The sequence below is a fragment of the Micromonospora sp. NBRC 101691 genome (assembly GCF_030269285.1).
In the GTDB taxonomy this organism is placed as follows: domain Bacteria; phylum Actinomycetota; class Actinomycetes; order Mycobacteriales; family Micromonosporaceae; genus Micromonospora; species Micromonospora echinospora.
In genome coordinates this window covers 300,756-322,486 of the sequence record NZ_BSTB01000006.1, presented here as the reverse complement: position 1 = coordinate 322,486, position 21,731 = coordinate 300,756, and the positions used below count along the sequence as shown (strand labels likewise).

Here is a 21,731-nt window from a genome sequence, read left to right as displayed (position 1 = left end):
GGGGAAAACTCTCGCACCAGCGGAAGGCCATCACGCTGCCCGTCCACGCCGGCGAACCATGTACAACGACCCGCCACCCGCCGGCATTCCACCGACCAGGCCCACGCACCCCACCCACCAGCAGGGCGCCTCCTCGGCCGTCGACCCGATACAACGACCGGCCCACCCCCACCATTCCCCGACCCACCACCCGACCAACCGACCCCGGCACACCACGCGAAAGGCCACAGACCGGACAGCCGCCAGCGCGAAGGTCGACGCTCCTGGGACGCCCTTCCCGCCAGACGACGCAAACGGGAACCCACGTCGAAAAACAGACGAACGTTGACGCCAGGGGCAGCGGAGCCGAGGGGGCGGCCAGTAGGACATAGACCATGACGAACACCCTCGACCGCCGTACGCTGCTGCGCGTCGCCGGTGCCACCACCGGCACCGCCGTCCTCGCCGGGGCGGTGCTGGCCACGACCGCTCCCGCCCACGCGGCCGGCGGCGCCTTCCGGCACGGAGTCGCCTCCGGTGACCCGCTTCCCGACGGAATCCTGCTCTGGACCCGGCTGACCCCCACCGACGAGGCGCTACCGGGCTCCGGGAAGGGACCGGACGTGCAGGTGTCCTGGCAGGTCGCCACCGACCCGGACTTCCAGGACACGACGGCCGGGGGCGTGACGTCCACCGGTCCGGGGCGGGACCACACGGTCAAGGTGGAGGTGACCGGTCTGGCCCCGGCCACCACCTACTGGTACCGGTTCGGGTACGCCGGCACCTGGTCGACGGTCGGTCGCACGAGGACCGCGCCTTCACCGGACGCGGCAGTCGACCGCTTGCGGCTGGGTGTCGTCTCCTGCGCGAACTGGGAGGCCGGCTGGTTCTCCGCGTACCGGCACCTGGCCGCCCGGGACGACCTGCACCTGGTGGTCCACCTCGGGGACTACCTGTACGAGTACGGCACGGGCCAGTTCGACGCGGGCGGTACGGTGGTCCGCCCGGTGCAGCCGACACACGAGACGCTCACCCTCGCCGACTACCGGATCCGGCACGCCCTCTACAAGACCGACCCGGACCTCCAGGCGCTGCACGCCGCGGTGCCCTGGGTGATCACCTGGGACGACCACGAGGTCGCCAACGACCAGTGGTCCGGTGGGGCGGAGAACCACACCCCGGGCACGGAGGGGGACTTCGCGACGCGGCTCGCCGCCGCGCGGCAGGCGTACTTCGAGTGGATGCCGGTGCGGGCCGGCGCGGACGGGGCCATCCACCGGCGGCTGCGATTCGGGCAGCTCGCCGAGTTGTCCATGCTGGACCTGCGGTCGTACCGCTCGCGGCAGGCCTCCGGCACGGCGGTGGACGACCCGGCGCGCACCATCACCGGGGACGCGCAGATGGCCTGGTTGAAGGCGGGCCTGGCCGGTTCGACGGCCCGCTGGAAACTGGTCGGCAACCCGGTGATGATGGCCCGGCTCAACCTGGGCGCGCTGCCGGCCTGGCTGCTCGGCCCGCTACGCGAGCTGCTCGGCATCCCCGAGAACGGCGCAGCGCTCAACCCGGACCAGTGGGACGGCTACAACGCCGACCGCAACGAGCTGGTCGACCACCTGCGGGCCACCGGCACCCGGGACGTGGTGTTCCTGACCGGGGACATCCACTTCTCCTGGGCGAACGAGGTGACCACCCGGTCGACCGCACTGTCCGGGCCGGCCGCCGCCGAGTTCGTCGTACCGTCGGTGACCAGCGACAACGTCAACGACTTCCTGGGCCTGCCGGCGGACAACGCGCTCAGCGCGCTCGGCGCGACGCTGATCCGCTCGACCAATCCGCACGTGCGGTGGACGGAGTTGGACGGCCACGGCTACGGCGTCGTGGAGGTGACCCCGCAGCACTGCCGGATGGACTGGTACCACCTGTCCGAGCGGACCGACCCCACCAGCGGCAGCGCCTGGGTGGCGGGCTGGTCCGTGGCGACCGGGTCGGCCCGGCTGCGTCAGGAGTACGGCCCGCTGTCCTGAGGACACGCGTCCGGCCGGGCCCCTGGTGCGAGGCCCGGCCGGACGGGGGGTGTCAGGTCACCAGACCCGCTGGACGATCTCCGCGGCCTGCTCCTCCCACTGCGCGTACGCGAACGGGTAGGCCGAGACCTGCACGGTCTGCGCGGCCACGGTCAGCGGGGCCTCCTGCCAACCACGGACGTCCTTGAGCGCCTCGAAGAACGCGGTCGAGGCGTACTCGGGGTCGGTGATCTGCTCGGGCGAGCCCCAGCCGGTCGACGGACGCTGCTGGAACAGGCCCTGTGAGTCGTGGTCGTTGACCGCACCGAGGTGGCCGAGGTTGTAGAGCTTCGACTCCTGCAACGCGGTGGCGACGCCGATCACGGCGCCCCGTTCGCCGACACCGGTCTCCTTGGCGGTCTCGACGATCGCCGTGGCGTTGGCCAGCTGCGCGTCGTCGAGCATGACGCGCGACTGCGCGCCCTGCACGCCGTGCGGGACGAGACGGTCGACGTCAGGCTTCTCGGACGGCTCGTCCGATTCCGCCGCGTCGGCCCGGGCGGTCTCCGGCGCGGTGGCGGCGTCCGGGCTCTCCGGGGCACGGTTCTTGCCGGTGGCCAGGTCGATGGCGGCCACCGCATCCGGGTGCGGCCCGCCGGTCAGCGGGCCGGGGTAAGCGGCCGGGGCGAGAGCCAGGCCACCCAGCGCGACCACACCGGCGAGGGTGAGGACGGTCCTGCGGTTCGTCGAGGTCTTCGCGATGGCGGGGAGCCATCGAGTGAAGTGCGACTTCACGATGGTTGCCCTTTCGATCGGTGGACGTGCCGGACGGGGGTCCTGCCGTACCCGACCGGGTTTGATTCCGGGGGTACGGGGGACACAACCAGCTTGCGGTGTCCGGCATTCCGGAAATGCCGCTTAGCTGGTCGGCTGCGGGCCGGATCACGCCGCCCGCCGCCTCCGCCGGGACGCCCCGACCACGGTCGACCCGGCACCCGAACCCCGTCGCCGGCTCGCGCCTCACAGTGCGGGCACCCGACTTACACCCGCACGATGCGGCAACTCGGCTGTCGGAGAGCCCGGGAAACCCCCGGATGCCGCATCTGGAGTGGATCGAGGGGTGACGGGCGGCTGGGAACCGGACGTCGGGGCCGGAGCCGGCCCGGACCGGTCAGTGCGCCGCACCGAACCGGACGACGACGTGCCAGAGTTGCTTGAGGTGCTGGAGGGTCACCGCCGCCGGCCCTCGGTCGGCCCACCGCCCGGGTTCGGTGACCACCGACGCGGCGGCCCGCCCGATTAACGCGGCGTCGACGGGTGCGCCCGGCCGGCCGAACCGGTCGAGCACCCGGGCGGCCAGCGGCGGGATCGCCGGTCCCCGGAACTCCGGGTCGACCCGGTCGACGGGCAGGGCGAACCCCTGGTGCCAGTACAGCGGGAACCCGTACCGGCGGGCGAGACCCGCCAGGGTCGCCCCGCACGCGGTGCCCTGGAACGACGGGTCGGCCACCAGCGCCTCGACGTCGTGGCGCAGGTCGACACCGCCGTGGACCTGCGCCTCGACGTAGTCGTCGAGGGACCGGGCCGGCTCCCCCGGCGTCCAGCCGACCCGGTGGCGTCGAGCGAGCAGGGTCCGCAGCAGGGCGACGCTGTCCAGGCCGGCCACCCCGAGGCAGACGCCCCGCTCGTCGGTGTCGCGCAGCAGCGCGGCGAGCACCGACTCGAAGGCGTCGGTCGTGCCGACCACCGTCGGACCCAGATGGCTGTCGCCGAAGCAGAACGTGGTCCGGGCGAGCACCGTGGACCGCAGCCGCAGGTGGCACGAGCCGAACCGGGGGCAGGCGCCCTCCGGATGCCCAAGCAGGTCGAGACCGCCGTAGACCGGCCGCTCGGCGAGGCGTACCCCGGTGGCCTGGTACGCGCCGCCGAAGAGCGCCGCCTCCCAACGGTCCCGGTCGCCGCCCGCGTACGCGGTCAACCCGCCGTTGGAGATGCCGGTCTCGAACTGGCTGCGGTAGACGCCCTCCCCGATTAGCGCGTCGGCCACGGTCCGGCCGTCGGCCAGCAGCCGGTCGGGATGGAAGTTCACGGTCAACCCACCGCCCTCGGCGATCGCCTCGATCACCTGCGCCGGCTCCTCGGGAACGTCGCAGCCGGCCAGCACGCGGGCGATCGAGGTCAGGACGGCGGGGCGGTCGCGCCGGGCGACCGCGCGGACGTGGTCGAGCGCCGCGCGTTGCGCACGGGTCAGCGGCGCGTACGCCACCGACGCCCCTACCGTCCGGGAGGAGGAAACATCCACGCCGCCGAGTATGTGCAACACACCCGCCACCCCGCCGCCGCATTTCCCGCCCGCGCCTCCGCCTCGCCCCTGGTCGGGGCGTGCGGCGCGGGCTGGGGTGGTAGCAGGGGACCCCTGTTACGCAAAAAGCGGCAACAGGGGTCCCCTGCTACCGAACAACCCCCGACGGCGAGGGCGTTCAGTGGCCGCGGGCGAGCCACTCGGGCAGGTGGGGGGCCTCGGTGCCGATGCTGGTGCTGTCGCCGTGGCCGGTGTGCACGGTCGTCTCCGGCGGCAGGGTCAGCAGCCGGTCCCGGATCGAGTCGATGATCGTGCCGAAGTCGCTGAACGACCGTCCGGTCGCCCCGGGGCCGCCGGCGAAGAGGGTGTCGCCGGTGAAGACCGCGGTGAGGTCGGGGGCGTGGAAGCTGCACGCGCCCGGGCTGTGGCCGGGGGTATGCAGCACGCGCAGGGTGGTGCCGGCGACCTCGACCGTGTCACCGTCACGCAGTTCACCGCCGGGCGGCACATCCGGGTGGACCATGTCCCAGAGCACCCGGTCGGCGGGGTGCAGCAGGACCGGCGCGCCCGTCGCCCGACTCAGCTCCGGGGCCACCCGGACGTGGTCGTCGTGGGCGTGCGTGGCCAGGATCGCCCGGACCCGTCGCCCGGCGACGGTCCGCAGGATCGCCTCGACGTCGTGCGGGGCGTCGAGCACGACGCACTCGCTGTCGTCGCCGACCACCCAGACGTTGTTGTCCACGTCGAAGGTCTGGCCGTCGAGGGAGAACGTGCCGCTGGTGACGGCGTGGTCGATCCGGGCCGGCATCAGAGGACCACCACCGAGCGGAGCACGTCGCCGGCGTGCATCCGGCCGAAGGCCTCCTCGACCTGGTCCAGGCCGATCTCCTCGGTGACGAACGCGTCGAGGTCGAGCCGGCCCTGGAGGTAGAGCTCGGTCAGCATCGGGAAGTCCCGGCTGGGCAGGCAGTCGCCGTACCAGCTCGACTTGAGGGCGCCGCCCCGGCCGAAGACGTCCAGCAGCGGCAGGTCGACGGTCATCTCGGGGGTGGGCACTCCGACCAGCACGACCGTGCCGGCGAGGTCGCGGGCGTAGAAGGCCTGCTTCCAGGTCTCCGGGCGGCCCACCGCGTCGATCACCACGTCCGCGCCGAAGCCGCCGGTCGCGGCCCGGATCGCCTCGACCGCGTCCTCGGCGGAGGCGTCGACGGTGTGCGTGGCCCCGAACTTCCGGGCCCAGTCGAGCTTGCGGGGGTCGCGGTCGACGGCGATGATCGTCGTCGCGCCGGCCAGCACCGCACCGGCGACCGCCGCGTCGCCGACGCCGCCACAGCCGATCACGGCCACCGAGTCGCCCCGGCCGACCCCGCCGGTGTTCATGGCCGCGCCGAGCCCGGCCATCACGCCGCAGCCGAGCAGGCCCACGGCGGCCGGCCGGGCCGCGGGGTCGACCTTGGTGCACTGCCCGGCGTGGACCAGCGTCTTCTCGGCGAAGGCGCCGATGCCCAGCGCCGGGGTGAGTTCGGTGCCGTCGGTGAGGGTCATCTTGCGGCTCGCGTTGTGGGTGTTGAAGCAGTACCACGGGCGACCCCGGCGGCAGGCGCGGCAGTCGCCGCAGACCGCCCGCCAGTTCAGCACCACGAAGTCGCCGGGGGCGACCCCGGTGACCCCCTCGCCCACCTGTTCGACGATGCCGGCGGCCTCGTGGCCGAGCAGGAACGGGTAGTCGTCGTTGATGCCACCCTCCCGGTAGTGCAGGTCGGTGTGGCACACCCCGCAGGACTGGACGCGGACGACGGCCTCCCCGGGCCCCGGGTCCGGCACGACGATCGTGGCGACCTCGACCGGTGCGCCCTTGCGTCGGGAGATCACTCCCCGCACTTCCTGGCTCACGCTCTCCCCCTCGTTCTCCGTCGCGCCGCCGCGCCACGGGTTCGTGGATCATGTCCACCTGGCAACCTACTCCGGTGTCCCCACCCCGGCCCAGGACACCCGGGAACGGGCCCGAAAGGGCGGGCGGCGGGGAATCGCCGGCCGGTCAGCCGGGGGTGGCCCAGAAGTCGGTGACCACGCGGCTGAACTCCTCGGCGCACTCCACCTGCGGCAGGTGGCCGCAGCCGGAGAAGAGGTGGGTACGGGCGTGGGGTAGCCGGGCCCGGGCCGCCGTGAGGTGCGTGACGGGCAGGATCAGGTCCCGGTCGCCCCAGGTGACCAGGACGGGCAGCGGCAGCGCGGCCACCGCGTCCAGCAGGGCGGCCCGCCACTGCGGGTGGACGCCGCGCAGTCCGCCGAGGCTGCGCAGGGTCTCCAGCATCACCCGGGCGGCGTGCGGCTCACGTGCCAGGGCAAGCGTGTGGGCGACCCGGGCCTCGGTGGCGTGGACCGGGTCGTGGAACAGCGACCGGGTCACCCGGCGGGCGGTGAGCCGGTTCGGCCGCAGCAGCACCCGTCCGAGCGGGCGGATGGCCAGGATCCGCAGCGCGAGGGCGACCTCCCGGCCGAAGCCGGCGCTGTTGACCAGCACCAGGCTGGCCACCCGGGCCGGGTCGCGGACCGCGAGCTGCATGGCGACGGCCCCGCCGAGGGAGTTGCCGGCCAGGTGCGCCGGGCCGGTGATCCCGACCGCGTCGCAGAACCCCGCCACCGCGTCGGCCAGCGCCGGCAGGGTGTGCGGTACGGACAGCGGCGCGCTGTGGCCGTAGCCGGGAAGGTCGAGGGAGTGGACCCGGAACCGGTCGCGGAGCCGGTCGTGTTGCTCGGTCCAGTCCTCCAGGCTGCGGCTGATGCCGTGCAGTAGCACCACCGGCGGCCCGGACCCGTCGACCCGGTGACGGACCCGGCGACCGGCGACGGTGAGCCAGCCGACGGTCATGCCCGGTCCCGCCGGGCCGGGACGGAGCGCCGGTTGCCGAGGGCGATCAGCCGGCCGTAGGAGGCGGGCAGGAGCCGGGCCATCAGGTCGGGCAGGGTCGCCGACCAGCCGATCAGCACCCGGCCCCGACGGCGGCGCACGCCGTCGAGGATGACCTCGGCGGCCCGCGCCGGATCGATGGTGAGCAGCTTCTCGAACCGGCGCCGGCCGGCCTCGTACTCCTCGGGGTCGACGCCGCTGCCGACCCGGGCGCTGGCGGCGATACGGGTGCGGATGCCGCCGGGGTGCACGCAGGTGACCCCGACGCCGTCGGGCGCCAGTTCGTGCCGCAGCGCCTCGGTGAACCCCCGGACGGCGAACTTGCTGGCCGAGTAGGCGGCCTGGCCGGGCGGGGCGATCAGGCCGAAGAGGCTGGAGATGTTGACCAGGTGTGAGCCGGGTTCGGCCTTCAGGGCGGGCAGCAGCGTGTGGGTCAGCTGCACCACCGCCCGGAAGTTGATGTCGATCACCCAGGAGAACTCCTCCAGGGTGACCTCGTCGAACCGGCCGCCCAGGGCGACACCGGCATTGTTGACCAACAGGCGGATCTCCGGACACGTGGCGCGTACCGTCCCGGCGACCCGCGCGGTGGCCCCGGCGTCGGCCAGGTCGACCACGTGGGTGTCGACCCGGAGGGCGGGATGCGCGGCCCGCACGGTGGCGGCCACCTCGGCGAGCCGGTCGCCGTCCCGGTCGAGCAGGACGAGATGGCTGCCCCGGCGGGCCAGGCCGTGGGCGAGGGCCGCGCCGATGCCGCCGGCCGCGCCGGTGACCACCGCGGTGCCGTCGGCGAAGACCAGGTCACGCACGGGACGCTCCCCCGGTGGCGACCGGCGCGGTGGCCCGGGCGAACCGCACCCCGTCGTCGACCGGGCCGTGCCGCATCGTCACCACGTCCCGGGGATAGTTCTGGTGCAGCCGCCACGGCGCGGCAGGGCCCTGCTTGGGCAGCGCGTCGACGCTGCGCAGCACGTATCCGGAGCGCAGGTCGATGATGGGTTCCAGCCGGTCGGTGTCCGGGGCGAGCGGGGTGCAGACCTGGTGGCCGTGCCGGTCCATGTGGCGCAACAGCCGGCAGACGTACCCGGCGACGAGGTCGGCCTTGAGCGTCCAGGAGGCGTTGGTGTAGCCGAGGGTCATCGCGAAATTCGGCACGCCGGAGAGCATCATGCCCTTGTAGGCGACGGTGCGGGCCAGGTCGACCGGGTCCCCGTCGACGGTCAGCCCGATGCCGCCGACGGCGAGCAGGTTCAGCCCGGTGGCGGTGACGATCACGTCGGCCGGCAGGTCGCGGCCGGAGGTCAGGCGGATGCCGGTCGCGGTGAACGTCTCGACGGTGTCGGTGACGACCTCGGCGCGGCCGGACCGGACGGCGGCGAAGAGGTCACCGTCGGGGACCACGCAGAGTCGCTGGTCCCAGGGGTCGTACCGGGGCGAGAAGTGCCGGTCGACGTCGTAGCCGGCGGGCAGTTGACGACGCACGCCGCGCCGCAGCACGGACCGGGCCAGCCGGGGGGCGCGGCGGCTGAACTGGAACATCGCCGTGGTGGCCAGGACGTTCTTCCACCGCACCAGCGAGTAGGCGAGGTGGGCGGGCAGCCGGCGGCGCAGCACGTCGGCGAGCCGGTCCCGCGACGGCAGCGAGACCACGTATCCGGGTGAGCGTTGCAGCATGGTGACGTGGGCGGCGCGGTCGGCAAGCGCCGGGACGAGGGTGACCGCGGTGGCGCCGCTGCCGACCACCACCACCCGGCGGCCGGTCGGGTCGAGGTCGTCGGGCCAGTGCTGGGGGTGCACGATCCGGCCGGTGAAGTCCCCGGCGCCCGGGAAGTGCGGCGTCCACCCCTCGTCGTAGCGGTAGTAGCCGGCGCACGCGTAGAGGAACCGGCAGGTGAGGACCACCGTCTCGGCGGTGTCGGCGCGGTGCGCCCGGACCGTCCAGCGGGCGTCGGCGCTGGACCACTCGGCGGACACCACGCGGTGCCGGAACCGGATCAGCGCGTCGACGCCGTACTCGCGGGCGGTCTCGCGGACGTACCGGCGGATCGAGTCGCCGTCGGCGATGGCCTTCGGGTCGGTCCAGGGGCGGAACGAGTATCCGAGGGTGAACATGTCGGAGTCGGAGCGGACGCCGGGGTAGCGGAAGAGGTCCCAGGTGCCCCCGATGGCGGCCCGGCCCTCGAGGATCGCCACGGTCTTCTCGGGGAAGGCGCGGCGCAGGTGGCAGGCGGCCCCGACGCCGGAGAGGCCGGCACCGACGATGAGCACGTCGACGTGGTCCACTGCCATGCCCGCTCCGTTCCACCCTGCGTGACCACCGGTCGACGGACCGGCACTACCGGACAGTAACCAGCACGGTCGACCGGGTCAACGGCGGACGGCCACGACCCCGTCACCGTACGGTGATGGACCGGGTCCGACGCGGTCAGGCGCTCTCGCCCGGCGCGAGGCGGCGGTACCGCGCACCGAGCGTCTCGCCGAACCATCCGTCGACGCTGGCCATGCCGCGCTCGTTGAGCTGGGCGTCGTGGATCGGGAAGATCCGCTCCGGGTCCACCGCGTGGGCGAAGTCGATCGCCTCGGTCAGTTTCAGCCACGACGCCTGCGCCGGCACGAGCAGGGTCTCCACCGGGACGCCCGGGACGTGCAGCGAGTCGCCCGGGTGGTAGAGGCGGTCGTCGACCAGGTAGCCGAGGTTGGCGCAGTCGGGTTGCCCACCGTGGATGGTGGCGTGCCGGCCGCCGTGGGCGGTCACCGTGAAGCCGGCGGCGGTGAAGCGTTCCCCGGACTGGACCCGGATCACCGGCAGCGGGGCGAGGTCACCCAGGTGGGCCTGCGCCGGCACGTGCACCGGGACACCGAGCCCGGCCAGCCGGAGCACGTCGACGTGGTCGGTGTGCTCGTGGGTGACCAGGACGGCGTCCGCGCCGGCCAGGGCACGCGGTTCGCTCCAGGTGCCCGGGTCGATCACCAGCACCCGCCCCTCGTGTTCGAGGCGGACGCAGGCGTGGGTGAACTTGGTGACCTTCACCGGGGCACCGTACGCCGCCCGGCCCCGGCGTCCCGGCCGGGGCACGCGACGGGCCGGATCGGCGGTCGACGGCGGTCGACGGATGGCCGGAACGGAACGGTGGGACGCCGGGGCCGGAACGGAACGGCCGGTGCGCCGCGCGGGGCGACCCGGTCCGGGCATGATCGGGGCATGGACGCAGGACCGGGGCGGGGACACCGACGGGTGCCGCACACCGCCGACGTGCGGGTGGAGGCGTGGGCGCCGACCCGGGAGGCGTGTCTGTCCGAGGCGGTCGCCGCCCTGGTGGAGAGCTTCGCCGACCCGGGTGGGGCCGCGCCGACCGGCACCGCCGGTTTCGACGTGCCGCCGGGCGGCGACGAGGACCTGCTGGTGGGCGTCCTCGACGAGGTCGTCTTCCGTCTGGAGACCGAGGGGACGTTGCCGGTGGGGGTCGAGGTGACCGACGCCGGCGACGGCGGCCTGCGGGTGCGGTGGCGGACGGTGGACACCGACGCCGTGGAGCTGGTCGGCGCGGTCCCGAAGGCGGTGTCGCTGCACGGGCTCCGGTTCGGCCGGGACGCGGCGGGCTGGTCCTGCGCGGTGACCCTGGACGTGTGACCGGCCCGCGATGGCCGGCAGGTGACGCGGGGGACGGCGGGCGGGTCAGCCCTTGACCACGCCGAGCGGCACCAGCCGGGCCACCCGGCGGCACAGGCCGGCCCCCTCGGCGGCGTCGACCACCGCCGTGACGTCCTTGTACGCCTCCGGCATCTCCTCGGCCAGGCCACGCCAGGAGGCGCCGCGCACCGCGATGCCCCGGGCCGCCAGGTCGCGGCGCAGGTCATGGCCCCGGACCGTCTGCGTCGCCTGCCGCCGGCTCCGCACCCGGCCCGCACCGTGGCAGGTGGAGGCGAACGCGGGCGCGCCGGCCACCCCGGTCAGCACGTACGAGGAGGTGCCCATCGAGCCGGGGATCAGCACCGGCTGCCCCACCGGGCGCAGGTCGGCGGGCAGGTCCGGGTGTCCGGGCGGGAACGCCCGGGTGGCCCCCTTGCGGTGCACGCAGAGCCGGCGGGTCGCCCCGTCGACCGGATGGTCCTCGATCTTGGCGAGGTTGTGCGAGACGTCGTAGACCAGGTCGAGGCGGGCGCCGGCGACCCGCGTGAAGACCCGACGGGCGGCCTCGGCGAGCAGCTGACGGTTGGCGCGGGCGTAGTTGGCCGCGGCGGCCATCGCCCCCAGGTACGCCCGGCCCGCCGGGGAGTCCACCGGCGCGCACGCCAGCTGGCGGTCCGGCACCTCGATGCCGAAACCGGGCATGACCTGCTCCATCGCCCGGACGTGGTCGGTGCAGACCTGGTGGCCCAGGCCCCGCGAGCCACTGTGCACCATCACGCAGACCTGACCGGTCCGCAGTCCGAACGCCGTGGCCACCGGCTCGTCGTACACCTCGTCGACCGCCTGCACCTCCAGGAAGTGGTTGCCGGAGCCGAGACTGCCCACCTGGCCCTGCCCCCGCTGTACCGCCCGGTCGCTGACCTGGCCCGGATCGGCGTCGCCGACCGCTCCGTGGTCCTCGCAGCGCGCCAGGTCGGCCTCGACGCCGTGGCCCCGCTCGACGGCGTACCGGGAGCCGCCCCGCAGCACGGCGTCCAGTTCGGCCCGGTCGCCGAGGTGCCACACCGCGCCCCGGCCCATCCCCCGGGGGACGGCCGCGTCCAGGCCGTCCAGCAGCGCCTCCCGCAGCCGGGGGAAGTCGTCGCGGGAGAGGTCGGCGGCGAGCAGCCGTACGCCGCAGGAGATGTCGAAGCCCACGCCGCCCGGGGAGACCACCCCGCCGGCGTCCACGTCGGTGGCCGCGACGCCCCCGATCGGGAAGCCGTACCCCCAGTGCACGTCGGGCATGGCGTAGGCGGCCCCGACGATGCCGGGCAGGGTGGCGACGTTCGCCACCTGCTCCAGGGACCGGTCCTCGCCGAGGTCGGGCAGGAGCGCCCGCGCGGCGAAGACCACGCCGGGCACCCGCATCGGACCGTGCCGGTCGATCCGGAACCGGTACGCCGACTCCTCCACCAGTTCCACGTCGCGGGCTACCCCGCCCGGGGTCGGCTACACCTGCGCGGTGGCGCCCGGTGGCGCACCGGTCGCGGCGAGCCGTCCGACGGCGATGCGGTCCGGTTGGCCGGTCTTGGTGATCAGGCTCGCCACGTGCTTCTCCACGGTCCGCGCGGACAGGTGCAGCCGGTCGGCGATCTCCCGGTTGCTGAGCCGGCCGGCGAGCAGGAGGAGCACCTCGTACTCCCGGGGTGTCACGCCGGCGGCACGCAGCACGCCGGGGATCTCCTCGACGCCGGCACGGCGCTGCAACGGGCGGGAGCCGGCCCGGCGCAGCAGACTCCGGCAGGCGGCGGCGACCGCCGGCACGTCGGTGCGGTGGAAGTGGTCCTCGGCGGCGCGCAGCCACTCGACCGGCTCGCCCCAGCCGTCGGTCAGGGCGGCCTCGCCGACCAGGCGGAGCCCGAGGTGCGCGGCAACCGGGTACGGCGCGGCGACGCGTACCGCCTCCCGCACCGCGTCCGTGGCCTCGTCCGCGCGGCCGGCGCGGCCGTGCCGGACCGCGTGGGCGAAGAGCCGGAACTGCCGGTTCCAGCGGAGCCGGCCGGGCGGGTCGTCGGCCGACGCGCCGGACGGGTCGTCGGCATCGGTCACCGCACGCAGCAGCAGGTCCAGGCCGTGCCGGCCGGCGAGGGGGCAGACCGTCGGATGGTCCCGGTCGGCCCGGGTGGCGCGCGCGGACTCGTGCAACGCCCGGGGACGGTCCTCACGCAGCAGGGCGGCGAGGAGCCGGATCAGTCCGTGTGTCCAGGGGGCGTACCGGTCGGCGTCGCCGCCGTGGCGGCGGAACCCGATGAGCGCGTCGGTCATCGCCCGGTGGCGTCCCCGGTGGGCGGCGGCGGTGGCGCGCAGCAGCAGGGCGTGGCGGGCGGCGCGCGGCGACCGGTGGCGGGTGGCGGCGGCGAGCACCCGCTCGGTGAGCAGGTCGGCGGCGGTGAACCGGCCCTGGAGGACGGCGTGCAGGGCGAGTCGCGTCTCCGCCTCGTGGCGGGCGTGCAGCGCGCCGGCGCGGGCCGCCGTCCGGTGCGCCCGTTCCAGCCGGTTCAGGTCGCCGGTACGCAGCGCGTCGTCGTCGCCGAGCCGGACCAGGGAGTGGATCTCCCAGACCGGCGCGGGCTGTCGGACCGCGACCGACCAGGCCCGGTTCAGGTGGTCGGTGGCCTCGGCCGGGTCCCGGGGTCGGGTCAGCTCGCCGAGCAGGAGTTCGGCGCGCCAGGCGACGGCCGGCAGGCCGGCGGCACGGGCCACCGCCTCGGCCCGCCGGGCAGCGGCCTCGGCCTCGGCGACCCGGTCCGCTCCGCCGCTGCGGGCCGTCAGGTGGGCGGCGACGACGTCGACCGGAGCGGTGTCCGGCCCGGTGGCGTCGGCGCCGAGCAGCGCACGGGCCAGGTCGACGTGGCGGCGGGCGTCGCCGGTCAGACCGGCGGTGGTCGCCGCCCAGGCGAGCGCGGTGTGCAGGCGGGCCCGGTGTCGCGGATCGAGCCGGCCGGCAAGGTCGCCGAGCGCGGCGGCGTGACCGAGCGCGCGGTCGACGGCCCCGGCCTCGGTCAGCGCGCTGATCAGGGACTCCAGCACGGTCGCGCGGCGCGCGGCCTCGGCGTCGACGAGCAGGTCGACGGCCCGTTGGAGCAGATCCACGGCTTCCTCGGCGGCGCCCCGGTCGGCGGCGCGCCGCCCCGCCTCGGCGAGGAGGCGGCCGGCGGCGGCCGGGTCGCCCGCCCGGAGCCACAGGTCGGCGGCCGGGCGGACGTGGGGGCCGGGTAGTCCCCGGTGGACGACCGTCACCGCGTCGGCGGCCCGTCGGGCGAGCCGACGCCGCTCGGCCGGATCCAGGCGGGCGAGCAGCGCGCCGCCGAGCACCGGGTGGACGAAACGGTACTGGTCCGGCTCCGGACCGTCCGGCCGGACGAAGCGGGCGACCGTCGGGTCCGCCAGGTCCTCGTGCACCTCCCGTTCGGGCCGGCCGGTGGCCTGGCACAGGACGGTGACCGGGAAGACCGGCCCGAGGGTCGCCCCCAGCGACAGCAGGTCCCGGCGCCCCGGGGCGAGCCGGTCGACCGGGCGGGTCAGGGTGGGCAGGGCCGCCGGGTCGTCGGCCCGCTCGCGCCCGACCCGCCACCCGGTGGGGGTGGGCCGCAGCACACCGGCGTCGACCAGTTCGCCAAGGGTGTCCTCGGCGACCCCCGGGTTGCCCCCGCTGCCGGCCCAGAGCAGGTCGATCGCGGGTTGCGGCAGTTCGTCGGGGTGGGTGTCCAGCCGGACGCCGGCCAGCTGGCGCAGGCCGTCCGGGTCGAGTGGGCCCAGCGGCACGAGACGGCAGGCGCCCCGCCGGGCGGCGGCGCGGACCAGGTCCAGCGCCGGTCCGGCGTCGGCGCGGAGGGTGCCGAGCAGCGTGGTCGGCTGCCGGCCGACGTTGTCGACGAGGTAGTCGAGCACGGCCAGGGTGGGGCCGTCCGCGTCGTGCAGGTCCTCCAGCACCAGCAGACAGCCCCGGTCCCGGCCGGCCAGCCCGGTGAGGCGGAGCACCCCTTCGGCGAGGGCCAGCAGGTCGTGGTCGGGCGGCTGCGGCCGGGACGGGTCGTCGACGGCCCAGTCCGGCACCAGCCGCGCCAGGGCCGACCGGTACGGCCCCAGCACGTCGAGGTCGGCCGGGGCGAGAACGGCGGTCACCGAGAGCAGCGCCTCGCGCAGGGGGCGCAGCGGGATGGCCGGGCCGACCGCGGTGCTGCGACCGTGCAGCACCCTCGTCCCGACGGCGGACGCGAGGTCGCGGGTCGCGACGGCCAGCCGGGACTTGCCGATGCCCGGTTCGCCGACCAGGAACACCGCCCGACCGTCTCCCCCGCGGGTGGCGGTCAGGGTCCGGGCCAGGGTGCGCACCTCGTCGGTGCGGCCCACCAGCCGCGTCACCCCCATCGGCATGAATAGAAAGATATCAATCTTGAGGGGGTGGGTCCACGGACCCGGGAGGGCAACCCACCGTCGACGGGCGGATGCCGAGGGTGCCCGGGGCCCGGCGATGGGTAGCGACCACCCAGATTGTCCGTCCCGGCGCACGGATCCGTGGGCGACCGCCGGGAGGCCGCACCACCAGCGATTTCGGTACGTCCCGACCGGGTTCGGCACCTCGACGCCCCGTCCGCTCCCCCGACCGGCGACGGGAGGGGACGAAATATGGGTGGCCGGCTGCCCTGCCACCGCTCCCGGCGAGCGATGAAGCTCACGGGCAGGACGTAGCGACCGCCCACCGGTCCCCACGATCCGGATCGGCTCGATCGAACCAGGGGGGCGACCTCGGTGACCGGAAACCCACCCGATCCACGGAGGCGTTCATGACCCTGCTGCGACCGGACGACCTCGACGCCGACGAGGTGGCGTACCGGATCTTCCAGGTCACCCGGGACCGGACCCCCTGGCGCATCGAGGACGTGCTCCGGGAGGGGCGGTTCAGCGACGACCCGGCACGTGCAGAACGCGCCTGGCGGGTCGCCTCCGCCGGCTACTACGCCGAACAGGCCGGGCTCGTGGCCGCGGCGACGCTCGCCGTCGAGACCGAGGACGCGCCGCTGCGGTTCAGCCTGGCCCTCGCCACCGCCGACGAGGCCCGGCACGCCGACGCCTTCTACCGGTACGCCAAGCTGGTCGGCGGCGAGCCGGCCGACGCCCAGGAGACGATGCAGCCCCTCGACGACGGGCTGACCAGCCTGCCGTACATGGGCCGGGCGCTGGTGCACACCATGCTGGAGGGGCTGGCTGCCGACGAGTTCATCCTGCTCGGCGAGGTCTTCGCGGGCGACCCGCTGGGACGGCTGTACCACCACGTCCGCCGCGACGAGATCCGGCACATCGCGATCGGGCTGAACTTCCTGGCCCGGGAGACCCGGACCCCCCGGGGCCGCGAGGAGTGGGCGGAGCACGCCCAGGAGTGGCACGACATCGGCATCGGACTGACCGGCCTGAACGAGGTCGCGGTAGCCCTGGCCACCCACACCGGCCGGGAGCCCGCGAGCGTCCAGGCCTGGTTCCACCGGCGGCACCGGGCCCGGCTCGCCGCCGCCGGCATCCACATCGAGTTCCAGGAAGGGAGGTGATTCCGATGAAGATCACGGTCGTCAAGGTGAAGGCGTCGACCCACGGCGTCTGCAAGCACTCCGTCCAGACCCGGCACGTCGCGCCCACGATCAGGTAGCGGGCGTCGACCGAGGAAGGGAGGTGATTCCGATGAAGATCACGGTTGTCAAGGTGAAGGCGCCGACGCACGGCGTCTGCAAGTACCTGGTGCCGCTGAACCGGCCCCAGACCCAGAAGTGATCGAGTGGCCCGGGTGGAAGCCGGCCCACCCGGGCCCACCCGTCCCGGCCCGAGAAAGGAGACGATGACGTGTCCGTTTGCCTGGTCGCGATGCCGTGGCAGTCGCTGGAGTCACCCTCGCTGCCGCTCGGTCTGCTCCGCGCCGCGGCGACCCGGGCTGGCCTGCCCGCCCCGGAGACGTACCACGCGAACCTGCGCTGGGCGGAGTTCCTGATGGTCCGTACCGACGGCGATCTGGGTCCCCGGGAGTACACGGCGGTCGCCGAGGAGGGCCTCTTCGACGGGCTGGGCGACTGGGTCTTCACCGGCGCCCTGCACGACGACCCCGACTTCGGGGTGGAGACGTTGCAGGTCTACGCGGCGGAGCGGGGCCTGGACATCGGGCCGGTGAGCCGGATGCGTGCGTACGCCGCGGAATTCGTCGAGATGGTCACCGACGAGGTGCTGGCGCGACACCCCCGGGTGGTCGGCTTCAGCACCACCTTCATGCAGAACGTGCCGAGCCTGGCCGTAGCCCGGCGGATCAAGTCCCGCCGACCGGACGTGACGATCGTCTTCGGCGGCGGCAACTGCGACGGGCCGATGGGCGTGGCGCTGCACCGCAACTACCCCTTCGTCGACCTCGTGCTGCGGGGCGAGGGAGAGAAGTCGTTTCCGGCGCTGCTGCGCGTCCTCGCCGACGGCGCCACACCGGAGACCCTACGGACCGTGCCCGGACTGTGCTGGCGGGACGACGCCGGGGCGGCCCACCAGAACCCGCAGGCGTCGCCGCTGCCGATGGCGCAGGTGCCGGTCCCCGACTTCGACGACTGGTTCACCCGGATGGAGGTCTCCACGGTCAACGCCCACGTCGAGCCGAAGCTCGTGCTGGAGACCGCCCGGGGCTGCTGGTGGGGCGAGAAGCACCACTGCACCTTCTGCGGGCTCAACGGCACGCTGATGACCTTCCGGGCCAAGAGCCCGGAGGCGGTGATCCAGGAGATCGGCGAGCTGACCAGCCGGCACCGCACGCTCGACCTGATCATGGTCGACAACATCATCGCGAACAGCTTCTTCAGCACGGTGCTGCCCCGGCTGGCCGAACTCGACTGGGACCTGCGCCTGCACTACGAGGTGAAGTCCAACCTGAAGCCGGCCGAGATCGAGACCTTCCGGGCGGCCCGGGTCAGTCACGTCCAGCCCGGCATCGAGAGCCTGGTGTCACCGGTCCTCAAGATCATGGACAAGGGGGTGGCCGGGACGCGCAACGTCCGCACCCTGCGCGACTGCGAGTCCGCCGGCCTCACCGTCACCTGGAACTGGCTCTACGGCTTCCCCGAGGAGCGCGCCGAGGACTACGAGCCCGTGCTACGGCAGATCCCGGCGCTGATGCACCTGCAACCGCCGGCCGGGGCGTCCCGGATCCTGCTGGAACGGTTCAGCCCCTACTTCGAGAACCCCGCGCTGGGCTTCCCGAACCGGCGCACCGCACAGGCGTACCGGCACGTGTACGCCCTGCCCGAGGCGGACCTGCACGACATGGTCTACCTCTTCGACACCGACCCGGCCGGCATCTCCGAGGCCGAGGCCAAGCACCTGCGGGACCTGCTCGACGCGTGGAACACCGGATATCCGGACAGCACCCTGGTCCGGACCGAGGAACCGGACGCGACCGTCTTCGAGGACCGCCGGGTGGGGTGGCCGGCCACCGACCACCGGGTCACCGACCCGTTGCACCGGGCGGTGTACCGGGCGGCCGAGCCGGGCCGGACCCTGCCCGCGCTGCACCGGGAGGTGACCGCCGCCGGTTTCGCCGTCGACCAGGCCCAGGTGCGCGAGATCCTGGCCGGATTCGTCACGCGGGGCCTGGTCTTCGTCGAGAACGGACAGTGGATCGGCCTCGCCACCAGCGCCATTCCGATCAAGGTGGGATGACCATGCCGACGACGAACCCGCCCGACACCGCCGTGGTGGCGGTTTCGGACCTTCCGCCGATCACGCCGGAGCTCACCTACCGCACGGTGGACGCGGACACCGTGCTCCACTTCGGCCGGTCTCCGGCCGAGGACCTGGAACTGCTGCGCTACCTGCGCGACGTCACCAGTCACGCGGTCCGGCTGCGCTGGCGGCTCGCCGGACTGCCGTGCTTCCCGCTGCACACCCACGTGCACCTGGTCGCCCCCTCCGGCGGGGTGGACGCGGACAGCGCCGCCCACGCCACGTCGTGGACCGCCGGCTACCGCTACGGCAGTTTCTTCTACCGGCGCGGCCCCGGCTTCGTCTCGATCAAGGACGTCCGCCCGGAGAGCGAGGACGCCCGCCTCACCATCGACGAGGGCGCCGAGCACTTCCTCGCCATGGCCGAGGCACGCACGGTGGACGACCTGGCGCCGGAGGCCCGGGAACTGGTCGACACGGTCGCCGAGGCCGGGCTCCTGCTCCGGGTCGACCAGCGGCTGCTGGTGCTGCCCTACCGGCTGCGGCACTGGCCGGTGCCGTACCTGGCCGTCTGACCACCACGTTCCGTCGTCGTACACGGGAAGGAGCAGCATGGCGCGCGCCACGGACCAGGTCCCCGACTACCCGTTCCTCGGCTACACGGAGCTGCACCTCGACCCCCGACTGGACGAGGCGCGGCGCAGCGGCACGCTGACCCGGGTCCGGCTGCCGTACGAGGGCGAGGCGTGGTTGGCCACCCGCTACCGCGACGTCCGCAAGGTGCTGACCGACCCCCGGTTCAGCCGGGCGGCGGCGATGGAGCCGGACGTGCCCCGGCAGACCCCGGACCCGCCCTTCGTCAGCACCATCATGGACGTCGACCGGCCGGAACACGGACGACTGCGTCGGCTGGTGGCGGTGGCGTTCACCGAGCGGCGCATCGACGGGCTGCGGCCGTACGTGCGCGAGGTGGCCCACCGGCTGATCGACGACATGCTACGGCAGGGGTCACCGGCGGACCTGACACAGGCCCTCGCGCTGCCGCTGCCGATGACCGTGATCTGTCGGACGCTGGGCGTGCCGCTGGCCGACCGGGCCGAGTTCCGCCGGTGGACCGAGTCCCTGGTCGCGCTGCGCAAGATCACGGCGGAGGAGTTCCGCACCGTGGTGGACGCGCTGGAGGCATACCTGCGGAACCTGATCCGCCACCGCCGCCAGCAGCCCACCGACGACCTGCTCAGCGCCCTGGTCCAGGCCCGGGACGAGGGCAGCCGCCTCACCGAGCAGGAGCTGCTCTCCTTCGGGGTGACCCTGCTGGCCGCCGGGTTCGAGACCACCGCCAGCCACATCGCCAGCTCGACGTACCTGCTGCTGACCCGCCCCGGGCTCTGGGCGGGCCTGGTCACCGAACCGGACCGGATGGCCACCACGGTCGAGGAGCTGCTGCGCTTCGTCCCGCTCAACGGCGGCACCGGCCTGGCCCGGGTGGCGGTCGAGGACGTGGAGTTCGACGGTGTGACGGTCCGCGCGGGCGAGGCGGTCTTCGTCTCCACCATCTCGGGCAACCGGGACGAGGAGGCGTTCCCGGAGGCCGACACCTTCCGGCTGGACCGCGACCCGGAACCCCACCTCGCCTTCGGGTGGGGACCGCACCGCTGCCTCGGCGCCCGACTGGCCACGATGGAGCTGCACGAGGCGCTGGTCGCCCTGCGGGAGCGGGTACCGACCCTCCGGTTGGCGGTGCCGGCCGGTAACGTGGGCTGGAAGACCGGCACCATCCTGCGTGGGCCCCGCGAGTTGCCGGTCACCTGGTGACCGGGTCCGCCGCCGCCTCCGGAGGTCCGGTGCGTCCCGTGTCGACGGCCCCCTCCCCCGGCCGCTCTCCCCTACGGCCGTTGGTCCTCGCGCAGCTCATCAGCCTCACCGGCACCCACGTCACCGCGCTGGCGCTGCCCACGCTGGCCGTGCTGCTGCTGGACGCCGGGCCGGTCGCGGCGGCGCTGATCTTCGCCCTGGAGTACGGCGCCCGGGGGCTGACCGCGCCGCTGGTCGGCGTGCTCATCGACAGCGTCCGCTCACCCCGCCGGCTGCTGGTCGCCAACGACCTGCTGCACGCGCTCGTGGTGGCGTCGGTGCCGGCGATGTACCTGCTCGACGTGCTGTCCCTGCCGTACCTGGTGCTGGCCGCCGCGTGCTCCGGGATCCTGTCCGGGGTCACCGACATCTCGATCAACGCGGTGCTGCCCCGGCTGGTGCCCGCCGACCGGCTGGTCGGCGCCAACGCCTCCCTCGCCGGGGCCCGTGCCGCCGGTCAGATCGCCGGGCCGGCGGTCGGCGGGCTGCTCGTGCAGGCCCTCGGCGCGGCGCTCGCCATCGCCGTCGACACGGTGAGCTACCTCGCCTCGGCGGTGGTGTTCAGCCGGTTGCGCGGGGTCGACCGTGGCGCCCGCGAAGAGCCGGTGGTCACCGCGCCGGTGTCCCGGCGGGCCGCGCTACGCCGCTCGACGGCGGAGCTGCGGACCTCCCTGCGGGAGGGGTTGGCCACCTTCCGGGAGATTCCGCTGCTGGGCCGGCTGGCCCTCGCCACCGCCGCGCTGAACGTCGGCGGCGCCGGCCTCGGTGCCCTCTACACCCTCTACGCCTATCGAACGCTGGAGCTGAGCCCGCTCCAGGTCGGCGCGCTCTGGGGGGTGAACAGCGCCGCCGCGCTGGCCGCCGTGGCCACCGCCCGACGGGTGGTCGGCCGGTTCGGGCTGGACCGCTCGATCGCCCTGTTCGCCCCGGTCGCGGCGGGCTCGCTGCTGTTCATCCCGGCCGCGTCCCTGGCCGCCCCGCTGCTGCTCTTCGTCGTCTACGAGCTGATCTTCGGGTACTGCGCGACGGTCTGGTCGGTGGCGTCGGTCACCCTCCAGCAGCAACTGGTGCCGACCGAACGGCTCGGCCGGGTCATCGCGTTCAGCCGGACGGTGTCCATCCTGGCCGTACCGGTGGGGGCGCTCCTCGGTGGCGTCGCCGCCGACGTCTGGGGGCTGCCGGGAACCCTGACCGGCTTCGCCCTGATCGCCCTCGCCGGCACGGCCACCGTCACCGGACGGATCCGCCGCCGGACGGACGCGGACCCGCCCGCGCACGAACCGGCCGCCGGGGAGCCAGCGGGCGAGCGGACCTGACCGGCCGGTA

General features: G+C 74.3%; 17 protein-coding genes. 7 read left to right on the top strand and 10 right to left on the bottom strand.

Annotated features, from left to right (window positions below; all coding sequences use genetic code 11):
* Window positions 1-374 precede the first annotated feature (374 nt).
* Window positions 375-2,003: an alkaline phosphatase D family protein gene (locus QSK20_RS13250; RefSeq protein ID WP_285788913.1), complete on the top strand. Its 1,629-nt coding sequence runs from the start codon at window positions 375-377 to the stop codon at window positions 2,001-2,003.
* Between the two features lie 57 nt (window positions 2,004-2,060).
* On the opposite strand, the gene QSK20_RS13245 is transcribed toward QSK20_RS13250, so the two are convergent.
* The 8 genes from QSK20_RS13245 to QSK20_RS13210 all read right to left on the bottom strand — a co-directional run bounded on the left by QSK20_RS13245 (window position 2,061) and on the right by QSK20_RS13210 (window position 10,226).
* The gene (locus tag QSK20_RS13245; RefSeq protein ID WP_285788912.1) at window positions 2,061-2,777 is read right to left on the bottom strand and encodes a hypothetical protein; all 717 of its coding nucleotides are present in this window, start codon (window positions 2,775-2,777) and stop codon (window positions 2,061-2,063) included.
* 376 nt (window positions 2,778-3,153) lie between these two features.
* A complete protein-coding gene (locus tag QSK20_RS13240) occupies window positions 3,154-4,284 on the bottom strand; it encodes a DUF3626 domain-containing protein (protein WP_285788911.1) in 1,131 nt (376 codons plus the stop codon).
* 178 nt (window positions 4,285-4,462) lie between these two features.
* Window positions 4,463-5,092, bottom strand: coding sequence for an MBL fold metallo-hydrolase (locus tag QSK20_RS13235; RefSeq protein WP_285788910.1), 630 nt, complete (start codon window positions 5,090-5,092; stop codon window positions 4,463-4,465).
* Window positions 5,092-6,177 carry an S-(hydroxymethyl)mycothiol dehydrogenase gene (locus QSK20_RS13230; RefSeq protein ID WP_285788909.1) on the bottom strand — a complete coding sequence of 362 codons (1,086 nt, stop codon included), beginning with the start codon at window positions 6,175-6,177 and terminating at the stop codon, window positions 5,092-5,094. The genes QSK20_RS13235 and QSK20_RS13230 overlap by 1 nt, the downstream gene beginning before the upstream one ends.
* Window positions 6,178-6,322: 145 nt before the next feature.
* Complete coding sequence (locus tag QSK20_RS13225) at window positions 6,323-7,156, bottom strand: alpha/beta fold hydrolase (protein WP_285788908.1); 834 nt, start codon at window positions 7,154-7,156, stop codon at window positions 6,323-6,325.
* Window positions 7,153-8,004, bottom strand: a complete 852-nt coding sequence (locus QSK20_RS13220) for an SDR family NAD(P)-dependent oxidoreductase (RefSeq protein ID WP_285788907.1) — start codon at window positions 8,002-8,004, stop codon at window positions 7,153-7,155. Before QSK20_RS13220 ends, QSK20_RS13225 begins: the two co-directional genes overlap by 4 nt.
* The gene (locus QSK20_RS13215; RefSeq protein WP_285788906.1) at window positions 7,997-9,484 is read right to left on the bottom strand and encodes a flavin-containing monooxygenase; all 1,488 of its coding nucleotides are present in this window, start codon (window positions 9,482-9,484) and stop codon (window positions 7,997-7,999) included. The genes QSK20_RS13220 and QSK20_RS13215 overlap by 8 nt, the downstream gene beginning before the upstream one ends.
* Before the next feature lie 136 nt (window positions 9,485-9,620).
* Window positions 9,621-10,226 (bottom strand): MBL fold metallo-hydrolase, encoded by a 606-nt coding sequence (locus QSK20_RS13210; RefSeq protein ID WP_285788905.1) that lies wholly within the window; start codon window positions 10,224-10,226, stop codon window positions 9,621-9,623.
* Window positions 10,227-10,397: 171 nt separating this feature from the next.
* Between QSK20_RS13210 and QSK20_RS13205 the strand changes: the two genes are divergently transcribed.
* On the top strand, window positions 10,398-10,826 hold the full coding sequence (locus tag QSK20_RS13205; RefSeq protein WP_285788904.1) for an archease: 429 nt from the start codon (window positions 10,398-10,400) through the stop codon (window positions 10,824-10,826).
* 45 nt (window positions 10,827-10,871) lie between these two features.
* Here QSK20_RS13205 and QSK20_RS13200 read toward each other — a convergent pair whose 3' ends face one another.
* Together QSK20_RS13200 and QSK20_RS13195 are read right to left on the bottom strand one after the other, a co-directional pair.
* Window positions 10,872-12,290, bottom strand: a complete 1,419-nt coding sequence (locus tag QSK20_RS13200) for an RtcB family protein (protein ID WP_285788903.1) — start codon at window positions 12,288-12,290, stop codon at window positions 10,872-10,874.
* Between the two features lie 27 nt (window positions 12,291-12,317).
* Window positions 12,318-15,245 carry an ATP-binding protein gene (locus tag QSK20_RS13195; RefSeq protein WP_285788902.1) on the bottom strand — a complete coding sequence of 976 codons (2,928 nt, stop codon included), beginning with the start codon at window positions 15,243-15,245 and terminating at the stop codon, window positions 12,318-12,320.
* A 410-nt stretch (window positions 15,246-15,655) separates the two neighbouring features.
* Between QSK20_RS13195 and QSK20_RS13190 the strand changes: the two genes are divergently transcribed.
* The 5 genes from QSK20_RS13190 to QSK20_RS13170 all read left to right on the top strand — a co-directional run bounded on the left by QSK20_RS13190 (window position 15,656) and on the right by QSK20_RS13170 (window position 21,721).
* Entirely contained in the window at window positions 15,656-16,414 is a 759-nt protein-coding gene (locus tag QSK20_RS13190; RefSeq protein ID WP_285788901.1) for a ferritin-like domain-containing protein, read from the top strand.
* A gap of 289 nt (window positions 16,415-16,703) precedes the next feature.
* Complete coding sequence (locus tag QSK20_RS13185) at window positions 16,704-18,548, top strand: RiPP maturation radical SAM C-methyltransferase (protein WP_285788900.1); 1,845 nt, start codon at window positions 16,704-16,706, stop codon at window positions 18,546-18,548.
* A gap of 2 nt (window positions 18,549-18,550) precedes the next feature.
* Complete coding sequence (locus QSK20_RS13180; RefSeq protein WP_285788899.1) at window positions 18,551-19,126, top strand: DUF5825 family protein; 576 nt, start codon at window positions 18,551-18,553, stop codon at window positions 19,124-19,126.
* 37 nt (window positions 19,127-19,163) lie between these two features.
* Window positions 19,164-20,366: a cytochrome P450 gene (locus tag QSK20_RS13175; protein ID WP_285788898.1), complete on the top strand. Its 1,203-nt coding sequence runs from the start codon at window positions 19,164-19,166 to the stop codon at window positions 20,364-20,366.
* Between the two features lie 80 nt (window positions 20,367-20,446).
* A complete protein-coding gene (locus QSK20_RS13170; protein WP_285788897.1) occupies window positions 20,447-21,721 on the top strand; it encodes an MFS transporter in 1,275 nt (424 codons plus the stop codon).
* The last annotated feature ends 10 nt before the right edge of the window (window positions 21,722-21,731 follow it).

Bases quoted from the DNA above. Each gene is read 5' to 3' on its own strand.
- QSK20_RS13225 (WP_285788908.1), bottom strand. From the start codon at position 7,156: ATGACCGTCGGCTGGCTCACCGTCGCCGGTCGCCGGGTCCGTCACCGG.
- QSK20_RS13215 (WP_285788906.1), bottom strand. From the start codon at position 9,484: ATGGCAGTGGACCACGTCGACGTGCTCATCGTCGGTGCCGGCCTCTCC.
- QSK20_RS13180 (WP_285788899.1), top strand. From the start codon at position 18,551: ATGCCGACGACGAACCCGCCCGACACCGCCGTGGTGGCGGTTTCGGAC.
- QSK20_RS13235 (WP_285788910.1), bottom strand. From the start codon at position 5,092: ATGCCGGCCCGGATCGACCACGCCGTCACCAGCGGCACGTTCTCCCTC.
- QSK20_RS13190 (WP_285788901.1), top strand. From the start codon at position 15,656: ATGACCCTGCTGCGACCGGACGACCTCGACGCCGACGAGGTGGCGTAC.
- QSK20_RS13250 (WP_285788913.1), top strand. From the start codon at position 375: ATGACGAACACCCTCGACCGCCGTACGCTGCTGCGCGTCGCCGGTGCC.
- QSK20_RS13195 (WP_285788902.1), bottom strand. From the start codon at position 15,245: ATGCCGATGGGGGTGACGCGGCTGGTGGGCCGCACCGACGAGGTGCGC.
- QSK20_RS13175 (WP_285788898.1), top strand. From the start codon at position 19,164: ATGGCGCGCGCCACGGACCAGGTCCCCGACTACCCGTTCCTCGGCTAC.
- QSK20_RS13205 (WP_285788904.1), top strand. From the start codon at position 10,398: ATGGACGCAGGACCGGGGCGGGGACACCGACGGGTGCCGCACACCGCC.